Annotated in this window: 18 protein-coding genes and 1 pseudogene; 5 read left to right on the top strand and 14 right to left on the bottom strand. The window is 63.0% G+C overall.

The annotated features are described in order from the left end of the window. Positions 1-244 precede the first annotated feature (244 nt). Both DYI42_RS00180 and DYI42_RS00185 read right to left on the bottom strand, forming a co-directional pair. A complete protein-coding gene (locus DYI42_RS00180) occupies positions 245-1,042 on the bottom strand; it encodes a hypothetical protein (RefSeq protein ID WP_213544000.1) in 798 nt (265 codons plus the stop codon). Positions 1,043-1,046: 4 nt separating this feature from the next. Then, positions 1,047-2,063: an endonuclease/exonuclease/phosphatase family protein gene (locus DYI42_RS00185; protein WP_342344584.1), complete on the bottom strand. Its 1,017-nt coding sequence runs from the start codon at positions 2,061-2,063 to the stop codon at positions 1,047-1,049. A gap of 663 nt (positions 2,064-2,726) precedes the next feature. Between DYI42_RS00185 and DYI42_RS00190 the strand changes: the two genes are divergently transcribed. From DYI42_RS00190 to DYI42_RS00205, 4 genes are read left to right on the top strand one after another with little or no spacing between them, the layout of a single operon-like run. Then, a complete protein-coding gene (locus DYI42_RS00190; RefSeq protein WP_213544002.1) occupies positions 2,727-3,728 on the top strand; it encodes a hypothetical protein in 1,002 nt (333 codons plus the stop codon). A gap of 4 nt (positions 3,729-3,732) precedes the next feature. Further along, the gene (locus DYI42_RS00195) at positions 3,733-4,815 is read left to right on the top strand and encodes a hypothetical protein (protein WP_213544003.1); all 1,083 of its coding nucleotides are present in this window, start codon (positions 3,733-3,735) and stop codon (positions 4,813-4,815) included. Beyond that, positions 4,808-5,794 (top strand): hypothetical protein, encoded by a 987-nt coding sequence (locus DYI42_RS00200; RefSeq protein ID WP_213544004.1) that lies wholly within the window; start codon positions 4,808-4,810, stop codon positions 5,792-5,794. The genes DYI42_RS00195 and DYI42_RS00200 overlap by 8 nt, the downstream gene beginning before the upstream one ends. Further along, entirely contained in the window at positions 5,787-6,104 is a 318-nt protein-coding gene (locus DYI42_RS00205) for a hypothetical protein (RefSeq protein ID WP_213544005.1), read from the top strand. Before DYI42_RS00200 ends, DYI42_RS00205 begins: the two co-directional genes overlap by 8 nt. Before the next feature lie 186 nt (positions 6,105-6,290). Here DYI42_RS00205 and DYI42_RS00210 read toward each other — a convergent pair whose 3' ends face one another. From DYI42_RS00210 to DYI42_RS00265, 12 genes and pseudogenes are all read right to left on the bottom strand, one after another. After that, positions 6,291-7,019 carry a DUF736 family protein gene (locus DYI42_RS00210; RefSeq protein ID WP_213544006.1) on the bottom strand — a complete coding sequence of 243 codons (729 nt, stop codon included), beginning with the start codon at positions 7,017-7,019 and terminating at the stop codon, positions 6,291-6,293. Positions 7,020-7,214: 195 nt separating this feature from the next. Then, positions 7,215-7,415: pseudogene (locus tag DYI42_RS00215) on the bottom strand (hypothetical protein); the annotation flags it as partial. A gap of 81 nt (positions 7,416-7,496) precedes the next feature. Further along, entirely contained in the window at positions 7,497-7,778 is a 282-nt protein-coding gene (locus tag DYI42_RS00220) for a hypothetical protein (RefSeq protein WP_213544007.1), read from the bottom strand. Continuing rightward, positions 7,775-8,215: a DUF6915 family protein gene (locus DYI42_RS00225; protein WP_213544008.1), complete on the bottom strand. Its 441-nt coding sequence runs from the start codon at positions 8,213-8,215 to the stop codon at positions 7,775-7,777. Before DYI42_RS00225 ends, DYI42_RS00220 begins: the two co-directional genes overlap by 4 nt. A 1-nt stretch (position 8,216) precedes the next feature. Continuing rightward, a complete protein-coding gene (locus DYI42_RS00230; protein ID WP_213544009.1) occupies positions 8,217-8,603 on the bottom strand; it encodes a DUF6878 family protein in 387 nt (128 codons plus the stop codon). Between the two features lie 124 nt (positions 8,604-8,727). Continuing rightward, positions 8,728-12,987: a strawberry notch-like NTP hydrolase domain-containing protein gene (locus tag DYI42_RS00235; RefSeq protein WP_213544010.1), complete on the bottom strand. Its 4,260-nt coding sequence runs from the start codon at positions 12,985-12,987 to the stop codon at positions 8,728-8,730. A gap of 112 nt (positions 12,988-13,099) precedes the next feature. Continuing rightward, positions 13,100-13,756 (bottom strand): DUF6927 domain-containing protein, encoded by a 657-nt coding sequence (locus DYI42_RS00240; protein ID WP_213544011.1) that lies wholly within the window; start codon positions 13,754-13,756, stop codon positions 13,100-13,102. Continuing rightward, positions 13,756-14,349, bottom strand: a complete 594-nt coding sequence (locus tag DYI42_RS00245) for a regulator (RefSeq protein WP_213544012.1) — start codon at positions 14,347-14,349, stop codon at positions 13,756-13,758. Before DYI42_RS00245 ends, DYI42_RS00240 begins: the two co-directional genes overlap by 1 nt. A gap of 68 nt (positions 14,350-14,417) precedes the next feature. Further along, positions 14,418-16,394: a ParB/RepB/Spo0J family partition protein gene (locus DYI42_RS00250; RefSeq protein ID WP_213544013.1), complete on the bottom strand. Its 1,977-nt coding sequence runs from the start codon at positions 16,392-16,394 to the stop codon at positions 14,418-14,420. 149 nt (positions 16,395-16,543) lie between these two features. Further along, the gene (locus tag DYI42_RS00255; RefSeq protein ID WP_213544014.1) at positions 16,544-16,933 is read right to left on the bottom strand and encodes a DUF3768 domain-containing protein; all 390 of its coding nucleotides are present in this window, start codon (positions 16,931-16,933) and stop codon (positions 16,544-16,546) included. A gap of 73 nt (positions 16,934-17,006) precedes the next feature. Beyond that, complete coding sequence (locus DYI42_RS00260; protein WP_213544015.1) at positions 17,007-17,936, bottom strand: ArdC family protein; 930 nt, start codon at positions 17,934-17,936, stop codon at positions 17,007-17,009. Positions 17,937-18,223: 287 nt separating this feature from the next. Next, a complete protein-coding gene (locus DYI42_RS00265) occupies positions 18,224-18,673 on the bottom strand; it encodes a winged helix-turn-helix transcriptional regulator (RefSeq protein WP_213544016.1) in 450 nt (149 codons plus the stop codon). 97 nt (positions 18,674-18,770) lie between these two features. Here DYI42_RS00265 and DYI42_RS00270 point away from each other — a divergent pair, with 97 nt between their 5' ends. Beyond that, positions 18,771-19,658, top strand: coding sequence for an SDR family oxidoreductase (locus DYI42_RS00270; protein ID WP_213544017.1), 888 nt, complete (start codon positions 18,771-18,773; stop codon positions 19,656-19,658). Positions 19,659-19,697: the final 39 nt, after the last annotated feature.

Below are 19,697 nucleotides of genomic sequence, written 5' to 3' on the forward strand. Positions count from 1 at the left end.
GCGGGATCGTTTTGGCCTCCGGCCAAAACAGACCGGAGCGCAATCCGGCGGAGCGGCCGGGGAGCGACGTGCTCGCGAGACGGGCAAACCGGGATGCCGGGCGCAACGCCGCGGTGAGGCCGCATGGCCGAATGCGCGACGGGCCGCAGGGCCGTTCTCGCCTGCGACTTGGCGTACCGAGCAGGGGAGGCCGTAAGGCTAAGGAAGACATGTGGCGGACATCAGGGATCAAGCCACTTGTATGCTACTCCGCCCGCATGTCCCCGAGGTCCGCGTCGAGCAGATCGATCGTGGGATCGCCCAGGGTGACGAAGCCGCCGTCGACCGCGCCTCGTTCGATCGACAGGATCGCCTCGGCATAGGGAATCTCGGTGACGGTGACGCCGAGCGCCTCCAGTGGGCCGACGACGAGGCCGCGCCCCGGTTCCGCGAACCTCGGAATCCGTAGCTTGAGGCCCTGCAACACGTCAACGCCCTCAAACTCCGGCTCAAAGACCGTCTCGGCTGCGAACACATTCCGGCCCTTGTCCGGGTCGTAGAGCAGGATCAAGGGGGTGATGGATTGCTGAACCCTGGCCCAGTCGATCCGACGCAACAACACCCGGTAGGCATCGCTGCGTACCTGTCGATCCGGGTTCTGGATGAAAACTGTGTAGTACCTGTCCGGGAACACCACCGACACGGAACTGTGCCTCGTGACCTCCAAATCGTTTGCGGCGGTGGCCGTGGCAGATACCGAATACGTCCCGGGGACCAGGAACCTGCACATGAGTTGCGCGGCCACGGCATCACATTGCGCGACATGCGAGCGGCCCACCGGTTGCCCCGCGACACGCCATGTCAGTGTCGACACATCCGGATCCGCAGTCGCGTTGAATTCGGTGTCGAGCCCGACCTGTGCCGTGACGCTTTCGGGGGTGATTTCGAGGGAGGGCGGCTCCGCAGGGGCGGTCGCACGTCCCAGGACCCACCCGCCAATCCCCACAATCGAGGCCACTGTCACACCGACCAGAATCTGTCCGCCAAGACTCTCTGAAAACATCCGCCTACTCCGAGACGATCATCACGATCGGACAATGATCGCTCGGATAGGCTTCCGCAAAGGTCAGGACCTTCCCGTCGGCAAAGGGCTGAAGGCTCCCGTCGCATCGGGTCAGCGCGGCGCCGGGATCGCGGAACACGTAGTCACCCGTCAACTCGATCTGATCCGCCTTCAGCGTCACACCTTCCGCGAGGTTCTCCACGACGAAGAAGTCGATCTCGGCGCTGCTGCGGGGCGTGAAGAGCCATGGGCGCAGCCCCTCGGCCTCGAACTGCGGGTTATTCGCCATGGCTTCCTCGCCCAATCGAGCGAAATCGAACGCGAACGAGGACCAGCACGCGCGTGTCTCGGCACCCGGCAGGATGTGTCCCTGCGGCACGTTCGGGAAGAATTCCGCCCGGATGTTGTCCGCCCCCTCCAGAAGTTGCCGGTTGAAATCCCCTGCCAGGATGATCGTCGCCTCGTCGGCCTGGGCGTCCATCCAGGCGCGCAGGCGTCGCACCTGCTCGCGCTGCGTCGCACAGTCATCCTCCGTTCCGGGCTCGACAGAATTGTTCTTGCAGGTTGCCTTCAGGTGGATCGACGGCACCAGGTAGCGTCGCCCTTCGACCGACAGATCGACGCCCACGCCGCCGCGCACCGGGCGTGCGGGCGCGCCGCATTCGTTCTGATGCGGCACGGCGAGCTCATCGATCTGGAAGAAACCGTGCGCGAACGTGTCCCTGATCGCGATCGCATTGTATATGTCGTCGGCATTCGCCGCGCATTTCTGTGCGTTTTCATAGCAGCGGGTCTCGAACCGGAAGCTGTACCCGTCGGGGAGGACCGCTTCCAGCGCCGCGACGCTGCCAATCTCCTGGAACGCGATCACGTCCGCGTCGATGGACGAAATGATCTCCCGGATGCGGGTGTAGTCATCCGCGTCGCGGTCGAACCCGCGCAGTTCCGAGCCCGGCACCCCCAGGTTCGCGATGTTCCAACTGGCCACCGTGAAGGGTGCCGCGAGACCAATGGTCGGCACGAGCAAACATGGAAAGACGAAATGAAAGCCCCGCATCTAAAACCCTCTTCTCAGAATTGAAATCATCGGAAAATTGTTGGTCTTGAGACCACGATACGACAGTATCGATGATTTCGCGACCCGAGATCCTGTGAGTGCTTCAGTGCGGACAAAAAAAAAGACGCCATCCCGGGAGGTGGGATGGCGTCTGATCTCTTCTGCCCACGCCACGGGAGGAGGTGTGGCGCAAACCTGAGGCCGATCTCCAGGGAGGAGGAGAGGAGAGCGATCTCAAAAGTAGGCTAGCCCGAAATGCTGCGCCGCAACAACGGCAAATGCTGCAATGCAGCCATGCACTTCATGCAATGCTAAACTACGCGACCCTTCGTATACTATTGTCGAGCGACAATTATGGGTGACCCGTCAATATTCGATATGTGTCCACAGGCGTTTGTCTAAGTAATTTCGAACGCGGAACCACTGGCTACGCGACGCCTGTTCATCCGGCATTTGCCCGGAAAGGCCGACGGAGATAGGCTTTTGCAAGTTCAAAGGAGTGAGTCTCAGGTGTTGCCAACGGTTCATTACATAGACCGCCCCAGCTTCCCTGAAGATCTGTTCAAAGACGTTGACTCGGCACAGTTGCGGATGGCGCTGAGAAACCTCCAGACTGCGGCGCGTGCCGTGACCAGTGCCATGCGGGACATGTATGCCTTCCCTGACGGCGGCGATCTCAAGGTTGGCGTCACTCCGGAAACCCACTTGAACGCAAGGGCCCGCCAATCGCGCTTCGGCGGTCCGTTCTCGATCGAGTTTACCTCCGGCTACGTCCTTTGGGCGGCCGTCGTAAGCTCGGTACTCGCCCGCATGGTGGCCTCCGGGTTTCGCCTCGAAAGGACCGTGTCCCTGTCGTTCCGTGACTTCGCGGAGGACGTGGGGACGTCCGGGGTGCAAACCTGTGTCGACGTGACGATCAACGAGATCGGTCCGGACATCGAGGGCAGCTGGCTCTTTTTCTTCGAGTCGCTCTATCTGCCGGTCTTGTTTCACGAGCTGGCCCATATCGTGCGAGGGCATCTCGGCCTGCTCAGACAGCGACAGGGCGGGGCGGGCCTGTGCATGGTGGACGAGTTGATGAGCCAGGATGCGGGCAACACACCTCCCGGCTTTCCGCTACGCGATGTCGAGATCGATGCGGACGTCTACTGCTCGGGTCTGTCCGGCGAGTTCGCCTTCGCGCGATCCGCGACCCTGCCGCGCTGGCAGTATATGACAGGCAAAGAGAACCTTTATGCCGAATTCGTCGGATACGCACTCTTCGTGGTCGGCCAGGAACGCATGGCACGCGACAGGATCGGAACCCGCGACACCTACCCGTCGCCAAATCTGCGGTTGCTCCTGCACTCTGTCGCCCACAGGGCGCGTTGGAATGTGGAACATCCCGAAAGTGACTATTTCGCGGAGATCTTTGAGCCCGCCATGGAATTATTGGCACCGCTCGAACCGGCGTTCCCCGAGCTCGATCTCCTCCGGGACACGATTACCAGGGAGGGGGAGGCCGACCTCAGGAAAGAGATCGCCGCCTATTTCGATCAGGACCCCGAAACGGAGGACGGGCTTTTTGCACCCTTCGCGTTCGACGCGCGATGGAGCGACCCCATCCCGAAATTCTTTGGGATATCCTGATCGAATGGAAGAAGTCTCGCGTGCGTTTTGGAAGGTAGATCCCATCGTCAGGTCTATGGGCGGATGTCTCGACGTCACGGGGCTCACACCGGTCGAGACGACACTGGTGCACTGGACCGAACATGTCTTCGACATCAACATAGGCCTCCTGGACGCGCGCGATCCGGACCTCGATATCAAGGGCATCGACCTCGTCATCTCGGCTGGCGATGCGCCGAACGCGGCCGCGCGCCAATCGGGCGATCGCCGTGCAGTCATCATAAGCCTCGGCCTGCTACGAAAACTGTGGCGGTTCCTTACGGCCGCAGCCCATCATCCGGACGTGCTTTCGCGCGCGCACCCCCTGAAGGATCCGGGCAAATCTTGGAAAGAGGCGCTCGACGGCCCGCTCATCGCCTTCGATGACTGGTCGATGGAGGCGGAGCGTGCGGAGTACTTCGTCGACATTCTGATGCAGATGTTCGACTACGTGATTTCGCACGAACTCGCGCACCTCCTGCGGCGGCATATCGATCTCCTCTTTCCGGACGCGACACCCGGCTTCGTCGACGAAGCGGCAACATATCTGGACCAAGCCCCCGGCCGATCGCCAGACATGCTGCCGGAAACGCTACAGGATATCGAGTTTGACGCGGATGCGAACGGGCTGAACCAAATGCTCCTGAGCATGGATGAGAAACACCCGTTTCAGATAGGCTGGACAGCGGAGGATGGGCTCGAATACGGCTTCCAGCTGGCGTTCGCCCATATCCTTGTCATGCGGGCGCTCGACACGAGGGAGGGTCCGGTGGATCGACCGGGGACGGAATATCCCTCCCCGCTCTTTCGGGCGATGAACTTCACCAACCTGGTGTTCAGATCCCTTCACGACCTGGTGCCGTGTGACTTTGAAGAGTCGGTGCGCGTCCACGACACCGCCTGGTTCGAGGCGAGTGAGATCTCCAAAGACATCGGTTTCGGCGACGGCAGATGGTTCGGGGAAGGCCCCTCGGACGCGGATCACGAGAAGTTCCTCGTCAGCGAAGCACGATATTTCGAGGCCACGCGCCGGATCGATCGCATCCTCGACGGTGATGACAATGGGTGAGGAAGACCTCGAAACCCTGACCATGATCCGCGTCGCCGGAGAGTTCGTCACCTACGTGCTCTTCCCCGGGATCGACGAGACAGCCTTCGCCGAACGGATAGACTGGAGGCATCGCGACAGTGCGAGCCTTGACGCGATCATTTCGCCCTGGCGCAAGGATCGCTATCGCATCGCGATCGGAACCGCTGTACCCGATCTCATCCTGTCTCGCCTCCAAGCCGTCAACATCGAAGGAGAGACCGCAGCTCAGGCCGAGCGGCTGGGCGGGATCGAGCCCGCAATGACGCTGACATGGTTTGCCGGTGTCGCCTTCTTCGCCACCCACGAAGCCTGCCACGCCGCAGCAGGCCATGTCGCCTATCAGAAGGCGCTGAATCCGGAAACAAGCACGGGTGACTTGCCGCGACCTCTGGATCTGGCGACATTCCGGCTCCTGTCAGAGCTTGAAGCCGACGGGGCCGCCGCAGCCAGCCTCCTGTCGGCGGATTATGAGCTGATGCGCACGATCGAGGGGCTCTCATCCGACGGTGACGACAGAGCCGACAGCGCCATGATGTTCATCGTCATCGGCGTCTTCGCGACCCTGGAACTTCTCGCCTCGGAAGGGCCCGTCGAGGATGGGTATCCAACGCCCGAGACGCGCTACCTGAACGTGGTCGCGGCCGTGTTCCGCCACGTGGCACCGCACCTTCTCCTGCTGAAGTCGGGCGACTATGTTCGCCGCGAGGCGAGCGGCGAAGAGGTGCAAAACGTCGCGGACAGGTTTCGCCACTCGGTCCTTCCGGCGCTCGCCGCTCTGAACCACTTCGATGTGACCACGCCCTTCGGGGAAGACATTGCGGCGCTTCTCGGCGGGGCGGTCCCAAACAAAAGTGAGGCAGGGCGAGGCCTTACGCGCTATAGTCGCAACCGGGCCCGTTTCATGCGGGCATTGAATAGATTTCGAGAGACACGGATGTGGGACGATTTCAATGACTGACGTTGTGGTGGTGATGCGCCTTGCTGGCGATGACGCGGACGCGTCCAAACAGGATATCCTCGCGCTGTTGGAAGGCGTGGCCGATGCGGACGTTACCGACAGCTCGGTCGATGCGGCACTGGGCATGACCGCAAAAGAGCTTGTGCTGACCGTGACGATCAGTTTCGCGACGTCCGTCTCGGCGAATTTCGCAACCAAGGCCATCGAGGACGTGTTGCAAGGATCGCTACCGGGCCAGGTGACGGTCGAAGAGATCTTTTGTGAGACGCCCTCCGAGAACGATGGCACGATGGAAGAGACCCCGGAGTGATGCTTTGCCAGCGGGGCTATCGGACCGACGGATTTCGCCATCATCCTGCGACGCACAGGCCGTTGACCTCGAACTGACCCGCCACAAAGAAAAACGGGAGCCGCGTTTCCGCAGCTCCCGTAGGTTAGGCAGACCGGGCCGGTCTAGGCCGGCCCCGTTTATCGATCGGGACCAGGTCCCGTCACATCAGGACACCAGAGACAGTCCCGCACCAGCGTCCCGCTCGCGCGCACCGCTCTCGACGAAGGGAATGATCGAGAAGGTCTGGCCGCCGCGCTGCTCCTCGTTCTGCACGGCGTTTACCCGCAGATCGCCATCGGGCGTGTTGATGAGGAGCGAGACGTAGTCGTTGCCGGTGCGGTTGCTCTTCGCCATCCAGGCCGAACCCACGCGGATCGGGTGGCCCTTGGGCGAGGAGACCTCGATCCGGTAGTCGGGATGGGTTTCTTCGGTCTTGAACGTGTTCTCGATCAGCATGAAGTCGAGGTCGAACATCATGTTGGCGATGTAACCGGCGAAGGCGTTGTCTGCATCCATCGCGGTCAACTCGCCCGAGATCGAACCGGACTTCATGCCACCGTTCGAGACCAGCGGGATGATCTCGAATTCACCGGTCATCGCTTCGCGTGCTTCCTTGGTCTGCACGGCGTTGACCCGGAAGGGCCCGAGGCCGACATCGATCTGCATCGAGATGTAATGGTTACCGGTGGTATTGCCGGTCTCGTTCCAGGCCGTGCCGATACGCACCTTCCGGCCCGACTTGTTCACCGCGGTCACATCAAAATCCGGGCTGCGCTCGGACATCTTCGTGCGGGTCTCGAGCTGGATCGCGATGTCGAACCGGCTCGAGTGGATCATGCCGGAATAGGCGGTGGCTGCGGTCTCGGCATTCTTGGTCAGGGTTCCTGCGAACATGGGTCTTCTCCTTGGGTTTGCCGCTGCCCGGCACTTGGCCAGAGCACGCGGGATTGCTTTTCGACCCCTCATGGGATCGCAAAACCCGAAAGCCCTCTTTCCTTTCTCTCCTGACCGTCAGCCCTACCCCGCGCCCGAACGGGTGTCCGACGTCGCCCCGCGCGCGTCCCTCCCCTGCTCTGCAGCAGCACCCTAGCGCGGCTCCGATATGAAAAAGTCGACCTCGGCCCCGTTCAGCTGTCGGCCGCTCCGGTCGGTCAGACCGATGGTGCTGCCGTTCGGCACGTAGGTGATGAGGTACTGGCCGAGGCCATCCCGATGCACCCGATACCCCTCGTTCGCCCAGTGGACGGGTTTGCCGGCATCCACGGCGGCCTTGATATCAATGATGTTCATCTGGACCTCCATTTCCATGTTGGTTCTGGAAACAAGAGAGGCCCGATCCTCCGATCGGGCCTCTGTGCAACCGCGATTGACCTACCAGTCGAAGACCTCGAGATAGGGGACTGGCGGGACATCCCGATCGAAGAGGACGTAGTCGCACCCGGCATCCAGCGCCAACGCCATGACCGCCTTGAAGGCGTCACAGTCTATGCCTTCCGGCATGTCGGCGAGCGTCTCCGGGACGGAGAACAGCCAGCCATACTCATTCTGCAAGCTCGGCGATTTGGCGAAGAGCCCGTTCTCGATGGCCTGGACGGTTTGTTCAGGCAGATGTGCGGTGCTGCAATCGTAGAATCTGCGGACGTTGCGCATCATGATCCCCTCGCCTCCATCCAGTCCTTGAGGCCGAGGATCGTCTTGCCCTCAGCCACCTCGGCCAGCCATTTCGTGCGCGGATCGCCGACGGGCTCATGCGCCGGCCCGTCGATATGCCCGTTGGCCATCCAGGGCTCGGGCTGGATCCGTCCGAGCCAGTCGGCGAGGCTCGGGATGCGGCCCTGACAGTCTTCGCGGACATGCTGCTCGCCGATCCAGCGGATGGGAATCTCACGCCCCGCCTCGTTGGTGAGCGAAAGCCCGAAAACCCGTTCGGCTTCGAAGATGCCTTGCGTATGATGGCGCAGCGCACGGTGGGTGAAGATGGCGAGATGCTCCTTTGAGGCATCGAACCAGTCGTGGACGGCCTGATAGTCGGATGGCTTTCCGCCGAACTTCCGGGCCGAGCTTTCGGCATGATGGAGGGGATGGGCCATGTCACAGCCCCTCATCGAAACTGTGGGAGCATTCAACGTAGCGGTCGGCATGATCGAGGGTGATGCTGTCGGCGGTGACATCCCAGGTCAGCGTGCCATAGCCGCCCTCGTTGTTCTCGAAGCCCGGATGCTGATGATAGGCGAGCGACCAGGCGAAGTCGCCAAGCCTCGTGGAGAGATCGTCGGGGAGCGCAATGCCCACCGGCTGCACCGTCACGTCTTCGATATTCCCGGAATCGCCGTAGCCCTCGTATTCGGCAACTACCTCTGTAACGCCAAGAGCGCGTAATTGCGGGAGCAGTTCGCTCCGGGCGGCCTTGTTGGCGGTCTCGCGCTCGAGCTGCCATTTTGCCATCGTCTCGGCAAAGGTGGTCTCGGAGTTGGTCATGGGTCTCGTCCTCTTGTCTGGGATTGGGGAAAGCGCCTAGCGGTCCGGAGACCCGCCACAACGCCAGAACGCGGACGGGCAAAACCCCTTCCACGTTCCCCCGACCCGAGGCCCACTTTTCCTTTCAGGCGGCGCGATCAGCCTTGGAGGCTGATCCACCCCCCACGATCCGACCCAGGATCGCGTCGGTATCGACGCCCTCCCCATGCGGCACGAAGACCCTGAGCTGGAAGGCGATGATCTCGGTGAAACACCCCATGGCCTTCAGCCCGTCGATCGTGCCGCGGTCGGCCCCGTCGATTTCGAGACGGGCCGCGCCGGCGATCCGGCGGCGGGTGAGCGTGAGACCCCGGCCCAGATCGACCGGCGCGGTGGACCCGAGTGCCGCTGTCAGCATCTCCTGCGAGGTTTTCGGCGTGCCGACCATGAACCGCGCGCGAAGGGCCGCGGCGCCGTCCTCGCTGACGGTGCGGCCGATCATGCTCCCCTGCCCCTCAGGTGTGACCCGGTAAATGCGCTCGTTGCCCGAGGGGATGTCCTTCCAGATCGGCAGTAGCAGCCCGGTAAGCAGATAGAGCTTCGTCGTCGTCACCTTCGGCAGGCCATCGGCCTCTTCATCCCAGAGGCGGCGGAACTCGGGCTTTTCGATCTCTTCCCAAGCGGAGGCCTGGAACTTCCCTTCCTCGACATAGGTGGATCCGCTCGGGCGCGTCACCTTGCGCATGAGCGTGACGATCTCCTCGTCATACATCTGCATGGGCCGCGAGGAGATCAGCGCCGCGCGCCCCGAGGCGCGATTGACCATCGGCTGTTTGTCCGGGTTTCGATCCAGCGCCTCTTCGGCCGAGTGGACATGGACAGGGTCCGTCACCTCGAGTCCGATGATGCGCGTCACCGCCCCGGAGCGCGGACAGGTCCAGAGATCTTCCACCGAGACCTGCTCGATCCGCTCGCCGCGCAGCGTCTCGACGCCGAGGTCGAGCGTGCCTGCCGCCCGCGCCCGCTCGGTCTGATCGGCAATCCGGCTCATGAACTCGGCAAAAAGCGCATTCTGCATGTGGATCGGCAGGGCTAGGACACGGTTTAGGAAGCGCTGGATCGGCGGCAACTCTTCCAAGAGCACGCCGTCCTGGTCGATCAGTCGAAGAGCCGTCCAGTCGCTGAACTGTTCGTAGCTCATGGCCGCCGCGCGCCCGGCGGCGAGATCGGCGTAATAGCCGCGCAGCGCACCCCTTGCGATCGGGCTTTCGAGATTGTCCTCCTCGCGGAACATGCCCTGGGAGCCGGTCTCGCGCTGGCCCTTGGTGAGGGCGCCCAGCTGATCGAGCCGTCGGGCGATCGTGGAGGTGAAGCGTTTCTCGCCGTGCACATCCGAGGTGCAGACCCGGAAGAAGGGCGCTGACACTTGAGCCGAGCGATGCGTGCGGCCGAGCCCCTGGATCGCCGCATCGGCCCGCCAACCGGGTTCCAGCAGATAGTGCCGTCGCCGCTTCTGGTTCTTGGCCGTTTGAGCGGCATGATAGGACCGGCCCGTCCCGCCGGCATCGGAGAAGATCAGAACGTCCTTCTCGCCATCCATGAAGGCCCGGGTTTCTGAGGTATTGCTGCTGGCGGACCGCTTCTCGATGAAGAGGGCACCGTCGCTGGATTTAAGCGGCCGGATCGAACGCCCGGTTACCTCGGCCACCGCCTCGTCACCGAAGGCCCAGAGAATCTGATCAAGCGCCGAGGGGATCGGCGCGAGCGCCATCAACTCCATCATGGCGGCATCGCGCAAGGCTTCGGCCTCGCGCGAGACGACCAGGGCGCCATTCGCATCCCTCAGCGGCTCGGCCACCATGTTTCCGTCGATCTCGACCAGCTTCTGGGCATGGATCGGGAAGGCCTGTTCGAGGTAGGAGAGCACATAATCCCGAGGCGTCAACGCCCCCTCGACCAGCTCGTCTTCGGGGTCCATCGCCTCAAGCCGGCGCTTCAAGAGGCTCTCGCCCGTCGAGACCACCTGAATGACGCAGGCATAACTCGACTCCAGATCCTCTTCGATGGCGCGGATGACGGTCGGGGCCTTCATGCCCATCAGGAGATGGTTGAAGAAACGCTGCTTGGTGCTTTCGAACCGGGATTTGGCGGAGGCCTTGGCGGCGGAGGCGTTGGTCTGACCGGAGGCGTCGTTGACGCCAGTCGCGGTCAGGGCCGCCTCGAGATTATGGTGGATCGTCCGGAAGGCCCCGGCATAGGCATCGTAGATCTCGATCTGGGCGGGTGTGAGCGCATGTTCGAGCACGTCATATTCCACGCCGTCGAAGCTGAGTGCCCGTGCCGTGTAGAATCCGAGGGTCTTGAGGTCGCGCGCCACGACTTCCATCGCCGCAACTCCACCGGCCTCCATCGCCGAGACGAAACTCTCCCGGCTTGGAAAGGGGTATTCCGGACCCTGACCCCAGAGCCCGAGCCGGGAGGCATAGGCCAGATTGTGCACGCTGGTGGCGCCCGTCGCCGAGACGTAGAAGACCCGGGCGCGCGGCGCGGCGAGTTGCAGGCGCAGACCGGCCAAGCCTTGCTGGGAGGGTTTGACCCCCCTGCCCTCGTCGGACCCGGCGGCATTCTGCATGGCATGGGCCTCGTCGAAGGCCAGAACGCCCTCGAAGCCGTCGCCCATCCAGCCCAGAACCTGGCTGAGCCGGGTCGTGCCGCATTTGCCTGCGGACCGGAGTGTCGCGTAGGTCACAAAAAGGATGCCATCGCCCATGGAGATAGGCTGGTCAGGCTTCCATTTGGAGAGCGGCTGGATGTCGGCGGGCGAGCCGCCGAGGTCGGTCCAGTCGCGGATGGCGTCCTCGATGAGCGTGGCGGATTTCGATATCCAGACCGCCTTGCGCTGTCCCGCGAGCCAGTTCACCAGGATGAGCCCCGCGCATTCCCGGCCCTTGCCGCAGCCGGTGCCGTCGCCGAGGAAATAGCCGAGCCGATAGGCGCGCGCCTCCGGGTCATCATCAGCACGGGTCATCCGGGTCTGGTCCTCGTCAATGGTAAACCGCCCCGGTAAATCCCGCGCGTGCGCGTCGTTTGCCATGAGAATGGTCTCGAGCTGGGCCTCGGAGAGATGGCCCCCCTCGATCAGGCGGCCGGGCAGCCGCAGGTCTGAGGCGGCATCGCCCGACGGGACCGGGGGTGCGACAGAGGCCATGGCGATGCTTTCGACGAGCGGCGTGGGATGTTCCTGGGCCCCCGTGATCTCGATCCGCTGCGGGCGGTAGCGGGCATAGATGTCCGAAACGGGCGTGTTTTCGCGGGGTGTGTCGAGGCAGGTGAAGGCCAGCGGGATGGCGGCATGTGATTTGGGTTTGGCAGACGCCGCCTGGGCGATTGGGCGCTTACGTGCAATAGGGACACCGACCCGGCGCGACCCACGCAGCACCTGCGCAGTGGTCTGGACAAGAGGGGTGATTGATCGAGCCGCGGCGATGTCATCGACGATTTGCCGCGCCGCATCCAAATCGTCGACAGCGGGGCGGACAAACTCGACGTCCTCCTGCACCTTGTCGAAGACCATGAGCTGAGTCTCGACGGTGGTGCCGAGCTTGCGGTAGACGTGGCCAGGGATGATGAGCGCAAGGCGCGGATTTGCGATGGCCGAGGCCCGTGCCCAATGGGCCGCGTCCCGTTCCGGCGTGAAGCCCATCGGCATGATCGCCACGAGACGCCCGCCCGGCGCGAGGCGCTTGGCCGCCGAGATTAGATGTTTCGCCGCGATATGCCTGTCTTGCGAGCGGTCGACCGAAGAGGCGAAGGGCGGATTCATCACGATGACGCCGGGAAGCTCGGGCACCGCCAGCAGATCGTCGATATGCTCGGCGTCGAAATCGGTCACCTCGCTGCCAAACACCGCCTCGAGAAGCGCCCGGCGGAAGGGATCGATCTCGTTGAGCATCGGTTTGCCGCCTGCGCAAACTGCAAAACCGGCCAATGCGCCGGTCCCGGCCGAGGGTTCGAGGACGGTTTCGCCGGGGCGAATGGCGGCTGCGCGTATAACCAGTGCCGCAAAGGGCAGCGGCGTCGAGAACTGTTGAAGGCGAATCTGTTGCTCGGAGCGCCGGGTCTCCGTCAGGAGCCGTGTAGCGAGCAATCTGGCCATCGCAAGCGCGTCCGAACCGCTATCCCGCACAAGCTGCATAACCGCGGCGGCCTGCATCAGGTCATAGGCCATGCGCCAGGACCACGCGCCGCCGGCATCGCTACCACCAAAGGTCTCGCGCATGATCCGAGCGAGCGATGAGCTCTTGAGCGGTTGCTTCTCAATCTCGCTGCCGATCAGGCGAATGGCCTGCAGAAGGTGAGGTTTCGAAGGGAAATCGCGTGCGAATGCCGGGCTTCGGTTGTCCATATCGTCTGTCCTTTGAGTCAGGTTGTGGGTCCGACAGGACAGAAAGCCGCCTCTGCGCTTTCAAACGCGCGGAGGCGGCTCAAGGCTGAACAGATAGCGATGTTGCCGGCGGTCAGGAATCGTTCCCGGCGAAAAACTCGGCCAGAACCGGACTCGCCTCACTCTTCGCCGAGCCGAGGAGCTCGGACCCGGCGAGCGAGGCTTTCGACAGACGCACGAGTCCGCCCGTTTCCTCGACGCGGTAGCAGCGGCGCTTTTTCCCTCCGCGCCGGTAGTGGGTGGCGGTCACGATCTGGCAGGTGCTGCCGTCGGTCAGCGTGACGGGCGCGGCGAGCTTGATCCTGTCGCCTTCGTCGTAATCCGGGATCGCCGCCCAGTCCCGGCAGCGCTGGCGCCAGGCATGGGCATAGCTGTCGGAATCCTTCAGCTCGGAGAGCAACGCCAGAAGGCTGAGCGGCGCCCGCGACTCCACCGGCCCGGCAGCCTCCTCCATGTCCTTGTAGCCCCAGCAGCCATCGTCATAACGCGTCAGAAACACAGCCCCGAAGGTAATCGCTCCGTCGTCGTCGGTCACGTAGGTCGCATCCTCGACCGGCGAGCCGTCGACATTCGTGAGCCTCAAAGCGGCATACCAGGTCGATCCGACCTTGGAGGCCTTGAGCAACACTGTCTTGCGGGTATCAGTCTCGAAGGTGCAGAGCCGGGCGATTTCCGCTTTCTCGTCCGCGTAGCTCTTCACGCGGCGGTCGGTGTAGAAGAGCCAGCCCACTATGCCGCCCTCCGGTCATCAATTTCGATGAGCGCGTCGAGCGGCACCCGGTAGGGCAGCATCTCGTCGAAATCCTCGCAATTGCCGTGGTTCTGCACGATCGCATGGGTGTCGGTGGCATCCCTGAGGATCACCCGGAATGTTCCACCGAGGCCGGAGGGGACATCATAGGTCCCGCCGATCAGGTAGTCGGCGGCGCGGCGCAGGAAGACGCGGATCGTGTGGCCGTCGGTCGCCAGCCGGATGGTGTCATGGCCGCGGTCGATGAGCATCTGCACATCATCCAGAATGTCGGTGTAGAACTGGCCCGTCAGATCGCGAAACGCCGCCTGCCGGGCCGCCATCCAGTCGGCGTCCCGGAACGGGTTGATGCCCTCAGCGAAGGCATGGGCGGGATCGGCGCGTTCGGTGGTGACGATCCGTGTCGACGTGCCATCGATGCCGTTCGAGCGCAGATGGACGCCGTTGCCGACGATCAGGATCAGGGCGGGTTTGCCGACCGACCCGTTCCAATTGGGAAGGAAGGTGGAACAGCCGCGCGCATGCGCGATCTGGGCCGCGACGCTCGCGGCGGAGAAGCTGAGAAGTGCCATGGGATTTACCTGTGAGTTTGAGAGAGGTGCGACCCGCGCCGGACATGCCGGGCGGGTCGCCTGCTCGATCAGGCCGCTTCTGCGACCTCGGTTTCGTCTCCGGGCGTCTCGGCCTCGCTGGCATCAACCGGTTCGACGCCTGCCGTCTGCATCATCGGCGGGCACCAGGAAGCAACCGCCGCGCGCTGCGCATCCGTGAGCGTTGCGAAGGGCTCCGCGAAGAGCTTGTCGCAGAATTCGACGACTTGCTTCTTGGTCGAAGAGGCCAATGTCACCGCCTCCTGTGCGAGCCCCAGCTCCTCGCCGAGGATCTTCAGAAGCCAAGCCTTCTTGAAGCGGTTGAAGAGTGCCGCGTTCGGCGTCCAGTGCGCCCGGATGTCCGGCATGATCTCGACCTCGAAATCGTGCATCAGGCTGTCGCGCTTCCGGTCCCGCGCAAAGCAGGGTCGTGTCGTACTGGACGTGACAAAGGCCACGAGCTTTGCCTTCTCGCCCGTATCGAGTGCCCGGAAGAGGGCGAACTGATCGGCTGGGGACTTCGCGTCATCTGCCCAGGAGAGGTCGAGCGCGTCACGGGCCTCGGCCACCTGCTCGAGCGAGGTGGTGTCGATCTCTTCGATCTTCGCGTGGCTGCGATACTCCTGGCGGGCGTCGACCTTGATCGCTTCGGTCACGCTCATGCTGTGGCCCAGCCCATCGGTGACGAGCTTGAAAAGCGTGAGATCAAGCGTGGCCGCCGGGTGCGTCGCCATGGCGGCGCCGAGCGCCATCGCGCGTTCGGTCTTCAGATCCTCGGTCAGCGAGGCGGGATAGGTGATCTCATCACTATCCGCCGTGCCTTTCTCGCCCGGCGCGGTGGAAGCAGCCTTGCCGGAGCTCTCCGCCTTGTCTTCAGGACGCACCAGGCCAACATGCAGGGAGATCTTGCCATGCGACCAGGCAGCAATCACACCGGAGCGGGCAAGATCCTCGGCGCTGTAAGCCTCCTGCAGATCCCGTGCCTCGGCCTCCAGTTCGTCGACCCGATCGTAGAGATCATTGTACGCCTCGTCTTCGAGCTCCTCGTTCTCCATCTCGTGTTCGAGCTTTTCGATTTCGGCAGTGATCTCATCGACGCGCTTCTGGCCTTTCTCGTCGGGCTCGACCGGACCCGGATAGACGCGGCCATAGTCCGCCATGGCGGCATAGTCGTACTGGATGACCGCATCGGCCCAGGCAAAGCCGATCTCAGAACGCGCCTCTTCGGCGGCGGCGGCGAGTTTCTCCAGCAGGATCGTCTCGACCAGCGTGGAATCCTCGAGCACGGAATGCTCGTCCAGGAGATCGGCCGCGATAGCACCGCCGCGCGCCTCGTAGTCTTTCCTCACGAAGGCGCCGATATCGTCGCTGACCTGCACGCCGCGGGACTTCAGTGCGTTGCGGACGGTATGGGCCTGGATATAGTTGTCCTCCCTGGTTAACGCCTCGAAGACCTCGCGTTGCACCTCCTGGCTCGGATGATCGGCGAAGGCCTTCATCGTGTCGAGTGTGATCGACTTGGCGCGCGCCGCGGTACGGATGTCGGGATGGATGAGCCCGTAGCGCAGACGGCCCTTCACGGCCGCCACGGTCGTACCGAAGGTCTTGGCGATGGTCTCCGGCGTCTGGCCATCGACCTCCATCATCCGGGCGAAGGCCTCGAACTCGTCGATGGCGTTCATCGGCGCCTGGGTGATGTTCTCGGCCAGCGAGAGCGCGGTGGTCACATCGCAGTCGTCAGGAACCAGGCGGCAATCGATCTTCGTGCGACTGGTGAAGCCTTTGACGGTCTTGTCCGCGACGAGTTCCAGGAGCGCCGCGTGGCGCCGGCCGCCTGCGAGGACACCGAACTTGCCATCGATCTTCTGGACGAGCAGCGGTTGCAGGAGGCCCAAAACGGCGATGCTGGCCTTCAGATTTGCGATGTTCTCGGAGGCATAGGTCTCGGGGGAATTGCTCCGTACGTTCGCGGGATGGGCGACGAGGTCGCCGATGGCGACGGTGGTAGGTTTGAACGTGTGAGTCATGACATGTCCTTCTCGACGTGTTTGAGAGGGCCGCGCGGGTTGTCGCGCGACCGGTCCCCGGCTCCGGGAACCAACAGGACAAGGGGCCCACTTTCCCTTTCGGAGGGTCAGTGGGCCAGTCGGTGTTTAAGAGGGAGGTGCGCCCTGCCCTACCAGTCGTGCGCCATCATGATGGTCAGCACGCGCATGGTGGTTTCTGGATTGTCGGGCGCCTCGGCGCCGTAGCGGAAGTCGGAGTCTGCTTCATACAAATCCACTTTCCAGAACACAGTCTCGCCGCGGATCGTGACGGCCCCGAAATCGTGCCAGCCTTCGGGATCGTTCTCGGGCTCGAACGTGTCGAAGGCACCAGTGGCCTGAACGGCTTCCGTCACAAAGCCATCGCCGGCCTCGATCAGGGACTGGGTTACGACGAGGCGGCCCTGGATCGGCTGATCCGGGGTGATGCCAAGGCAGGCAAACCTGCGGAAGGCGTCGTTCTGGGATGCGATGGCGGCGACGTCGGGCGGGGAGATCTCGGCGGGTTCGGGGGTGCTCATGGGTCTGTCCTTTCCGGATGGGTTAAAACCACCAGACCTAAAGCCAGCTTTTCCTTTGCTCTGGGGCATCACCTCACGCGGCCCGATCGGCATCCCCCGCCCTGCCCGCCTCCGACCGGGCAATCAGATAGTCGCAGGCCCTCTGCGCGTCTGCCGCATGCTTGAAAATCGCATTGGTGTCCGAGCGCAGGACGCGGAGCCAGTTGTAGAGGTAGGCCGCGTTCATCTCGAGCGTATGCGCCGTGAATCCGAGCCGCTGGCCCAGGAAACAGGACGTCAGCTCAGCCACGATTTCTTCGCGTGCGTAGGCAGTGTTCCCGAACCGGGACAGACCGTAGTTGCGGTTCAGGCGGTGCGGCGCCTTGGTGGCATGAGAATACTCATGCGCCCAAACGCCGTAGAAGTTTCGCGGGTCCTGAAACCGTGTGATGGGCGGCATGTAGACCTTGTCGACAGCAGGCATGTAATAAGCCTCGTCGCCCGCGAACACCGTGGTGATGTCGATGGCCTCGAAGAAGGCCTGCATATGCACGATCGGCTCTGCGGTCGGATGATCCGGCACGGGATCGGGGTCGGGATGGAAACTGTCCGGGAGCCCTTCGATCTGACAGGCGTTGAAGACCCGGTAGGATTTCTGGAAACGGAAGACGCGGGCGTCGTCGGTCTCGCCATCGTCAGCCGCGTCAGCCCCCTCCCCCTGTTTCCGGCTTTGCCCGTAATAGACCACCAGGGAAGATTTTTCGCCTTTGCGAATCCTGGCGTCCATGGCGTTGGCCTGTGGCATCGTCATCCAGAAGGGCGAGGCGTAGCCCGCCATCGTCGTCCGCATGGTGAGCAGGAAGTTGTTGACCCCCTGGTAAGGCTCGCCGCTCACACGCAGAGGCCGGGAACTGCCACCCGCCGTCCAGGGCTTGCGCCACGGCAGGACTCCGCGTTCGATGATCCGGATGAGCTCGTTCGTGATCGACGCAGCAGCGTTGAATTTGGGCTTGGATTTGGCCATGGGGGGTCTCCGATGTCAGAAGGAGCGCACGGCAACCGTGCGCGGATCGGAGAACGGCCTTGGAAAGCAGTTCCGAGGTGGAGGAGCAGGATCCTTCCGGAACCCCGCCAGACCCCTTTCCCGCCTTCTCCGGATCCAACAGGACCAAAGGCCAGCTTTCACTTTCTGGAGGCAGAAAGGCACAGACCGGAGGGGCTCCCTACCGACAGGAGATCGGCCCGTTCGGGGGAGCCGGAAATCAAACGATCAATTGGTCGGCATGTCTTGTGAGATCAGATAGGCGCAGCTCATACTGATAGCTGAGCGGCCAGGGACTCTTCTCGGTCGAATGTTTCACGCGCCTTGCGAATATCCTCATGGCGTTTGTCGGCCCAAACGATCAGCGCCGCCAGCGGTTCCAGCACCGAGCGACCGAGATCCGTCAGACGATAGTCAACCTTTGGCGGCGTCGTTGGATAGACGGTCCGCTCCACCAGGCCATCACGCTGCAACGATCTCAGCGTCTGGGTCAGCATCCTCTTGGAGATATCGCCGACCGCCTTGTTCAGTGCGCTGAACCTCTTCGGCTCACATGCAAGCAGCATGAGGATCAGCACCGACCACTTGTCGCCGGTGCGGTCCAGCACGTCACGTACCGGGCAGTTCGAGGCGTCGACACCCTCGGCCTGCCAGGCCTCGAAGTGGCGGATGATCCCTTCGGGGACGTCAGGGAGGTTACTTTCGTGTTCCCTGGTCATCTGAAACTGCCTCCTTACAATCCCTCACGAGAGTGGGTAACTGAAAGAGACCATACCCCATTTCCGCACCATGTGCAAAGCGTGAAGGATCCCACCCATGTCAGACCAGACAGCCAAATACCTCGTCACCGGCGCTTCAGGCCAACTCGGAAGCCTTGTCCTTGCCGATCTAGTGAAGACGGTTCCCGCAGAAAACGTTGCCGCGCTGGTAAGGCGACCGGAATCCGCGGCTCCTCTTGAGGCATTGAACATCGAGGTACGCATTGGCGATTACGACGACCCGGTTTCGCTCGAACTGGCCTTCAAGGGCGTCGACCGTCTACTTCTGATCTCCGCGTCCGAAGTCGGCAAGCGCACAGCCCAGCACAAGAACGCCATCGACGCCGCCAAAGCTGCGGGCGTCGGCTTCCTCGTCTATACCTCCATTCTCAGGGCCGACAGCACGCCGATCGGCCTCGCCGCCGAGCACATGGCGACGGAAGAGGCGATCAAGGCCTCGGACATCCCGCATGCCATCCTGCGCAACGGTTGGTACACCGAGAACAAGACCGCCTCGATCGCCCCCGCGCTCGAGCATGGCGCCTATATCGGCGCGGCGGGCGATGGACGTTTCTCCAGCGCGGCGCGCCAGGATTACGCCGAAGCCGCCGTCGCTGTCCTGACTGCTGAAACGCCCGAGCCTGGCGCCGTCTACGAACTGGCCGGTGACGAAAGCTATTCGATGGCCGAGTTTGCCGCGGAAATCGCAAGCTCTGCCGGAAAACCCGTTGCCTATGTCGACATGGGCGAGACCGAGTTTGCCGGAGCGCTGGAGGGCGCGGGCTTGCCGCGTCCGATTGCAGCCATGCTCGCCGATAGCGATGCCAGTGCGGCTAAAGGGGCGCTTCAGGACGACAGCCACACGCTGCAACGCCTGATCGGCCGACCGACCACGCCCTGGGCCGAAACGGTGCGTGCCGCCGTCAAAGAGCTGACATCCGCCTGAAGCCGGGCCCGAAATCGCCCAAGCGGATCTCTAGAGTCA

It is taken from the genome of Vannielia litorea (assembly GCF_018424695.1).
Lineage (GTDB): Bacteria > Pseudomonadota > Alphaproteobacteria > Rhodobacterales > Rhodobacteraceae > Vannielia > Vannielia litorea_A.

Excerpts from the sequence above, each read along its gene's own strand:
- DYI42_RS00260 (WP_213544015.1), bottom strand. The coding sequence starts at position 17,936 with ATGGCCAAATCCAAGCCCAAATTCAACGCTGCTGCGTCGATCACGAAC.
- DYI42_RS00235 (WP_213544010.1), bottom strand. The coding sequence starts at position 12,987 with ATGGACAACCGAAGCCCGGCATTCGCACGCGATTTCCCTTCGAAACCT.
- DYI42_RS00180 (WP_213544000.1), bottom strand. The coding sequence starts at position 1,042 with ATGTTTTCAGAGAGTCTTGGCGGACAGATTCTGGTCGGTGTGACAGTG.
- DYI42_RS00195 (WP_213544003.1), top strand. The coding sequence starts at position 3,733 with ATGGAAGAAGTCTCGCGTGCGTTTTGGAAGGTAGATCCCATCGTCAGG.
- DYI42_RS00220 (WP_213544007.1), bottom strand. The coding sequence starts at position 7,778 with ATGATGCGCAACGTCCGCAGATTCTACGATTGCAGCACCGCACATCTG.
- DYI42_RS00205 (WP_213544005.1), top strand. The coding sequence starts at position 5,787 with ATGACTGACGTTGTGGTGGTGATGCGCCTTGCTGGCGATGACGCGGAC.
- DYI42_RS00230 (WP_213544009.1), bottom strand. The coding sequence starts at position 8,603 with ATGACCAACTCCGAGACCACCTTTGCCGAGACGATGGCAAAATGGCAG.
- DYI42_RS00265 (WP_213544016.1), bottom strand. The coding sequence starts at position 18,673 with ATGACCAGGGAACACGAAAGTAACCTCCCTGACGTCCCCGAAGGGATC.
- DYI42_RS00245 (WP_213544012.1), bottom strand. The coding sequence starts at position 14,349 with ATGGCACTTCTCAGCTTCTCCGCCGCGAGCGTCGCGGCCCAGATCGCG.
- DYI42_RS00210 (WP_213544006.1), bottom strand. The coding sequence starts at position 7,019 with ATGTTCGCAGGAACCCTGACCAAGAATGCCGAGACCGCAGCCACCGCC.
- DYI42_RS00200 (WP_213544004.1), top strand. The coding sequence starts at position 4,808 with ATGGGTGAGGAAGACCTCGAAACCCTGACCATGATCCGCGTCGCCGGA.
- DYI42_RS00270 (WP_213544017.1), top strand. The coding sequence starts at position 18,771 with ATGTCAGACCAGACAGCCAAATACCTCGTCACCGGCGCTTCAGGCCAA.
- DYI42_RS00255 (WP_213544014.1), bottom strand. The coding sequence starts at position 16,933 with ATGAGCACCCCCGAACCCGCCGAGATCTCCCCGCCCGACGTCGCCGCC.
- DYI42_RS00250 (WP_213544013.1), bottom strand. The coding sequence starts at position 16,394 with ATGACTCACACGTTCAAACCTACCACCGTCGCCATCGGCGACCTCGTC.
- DYI42_RS00225 (WP_213544008.1), bottom strand. The coding sequence starts at position 8,215 with ATGGCCCATCCCCTCCATCATGCCGAAAGCTCGGCCCGGAAGTTCGGC.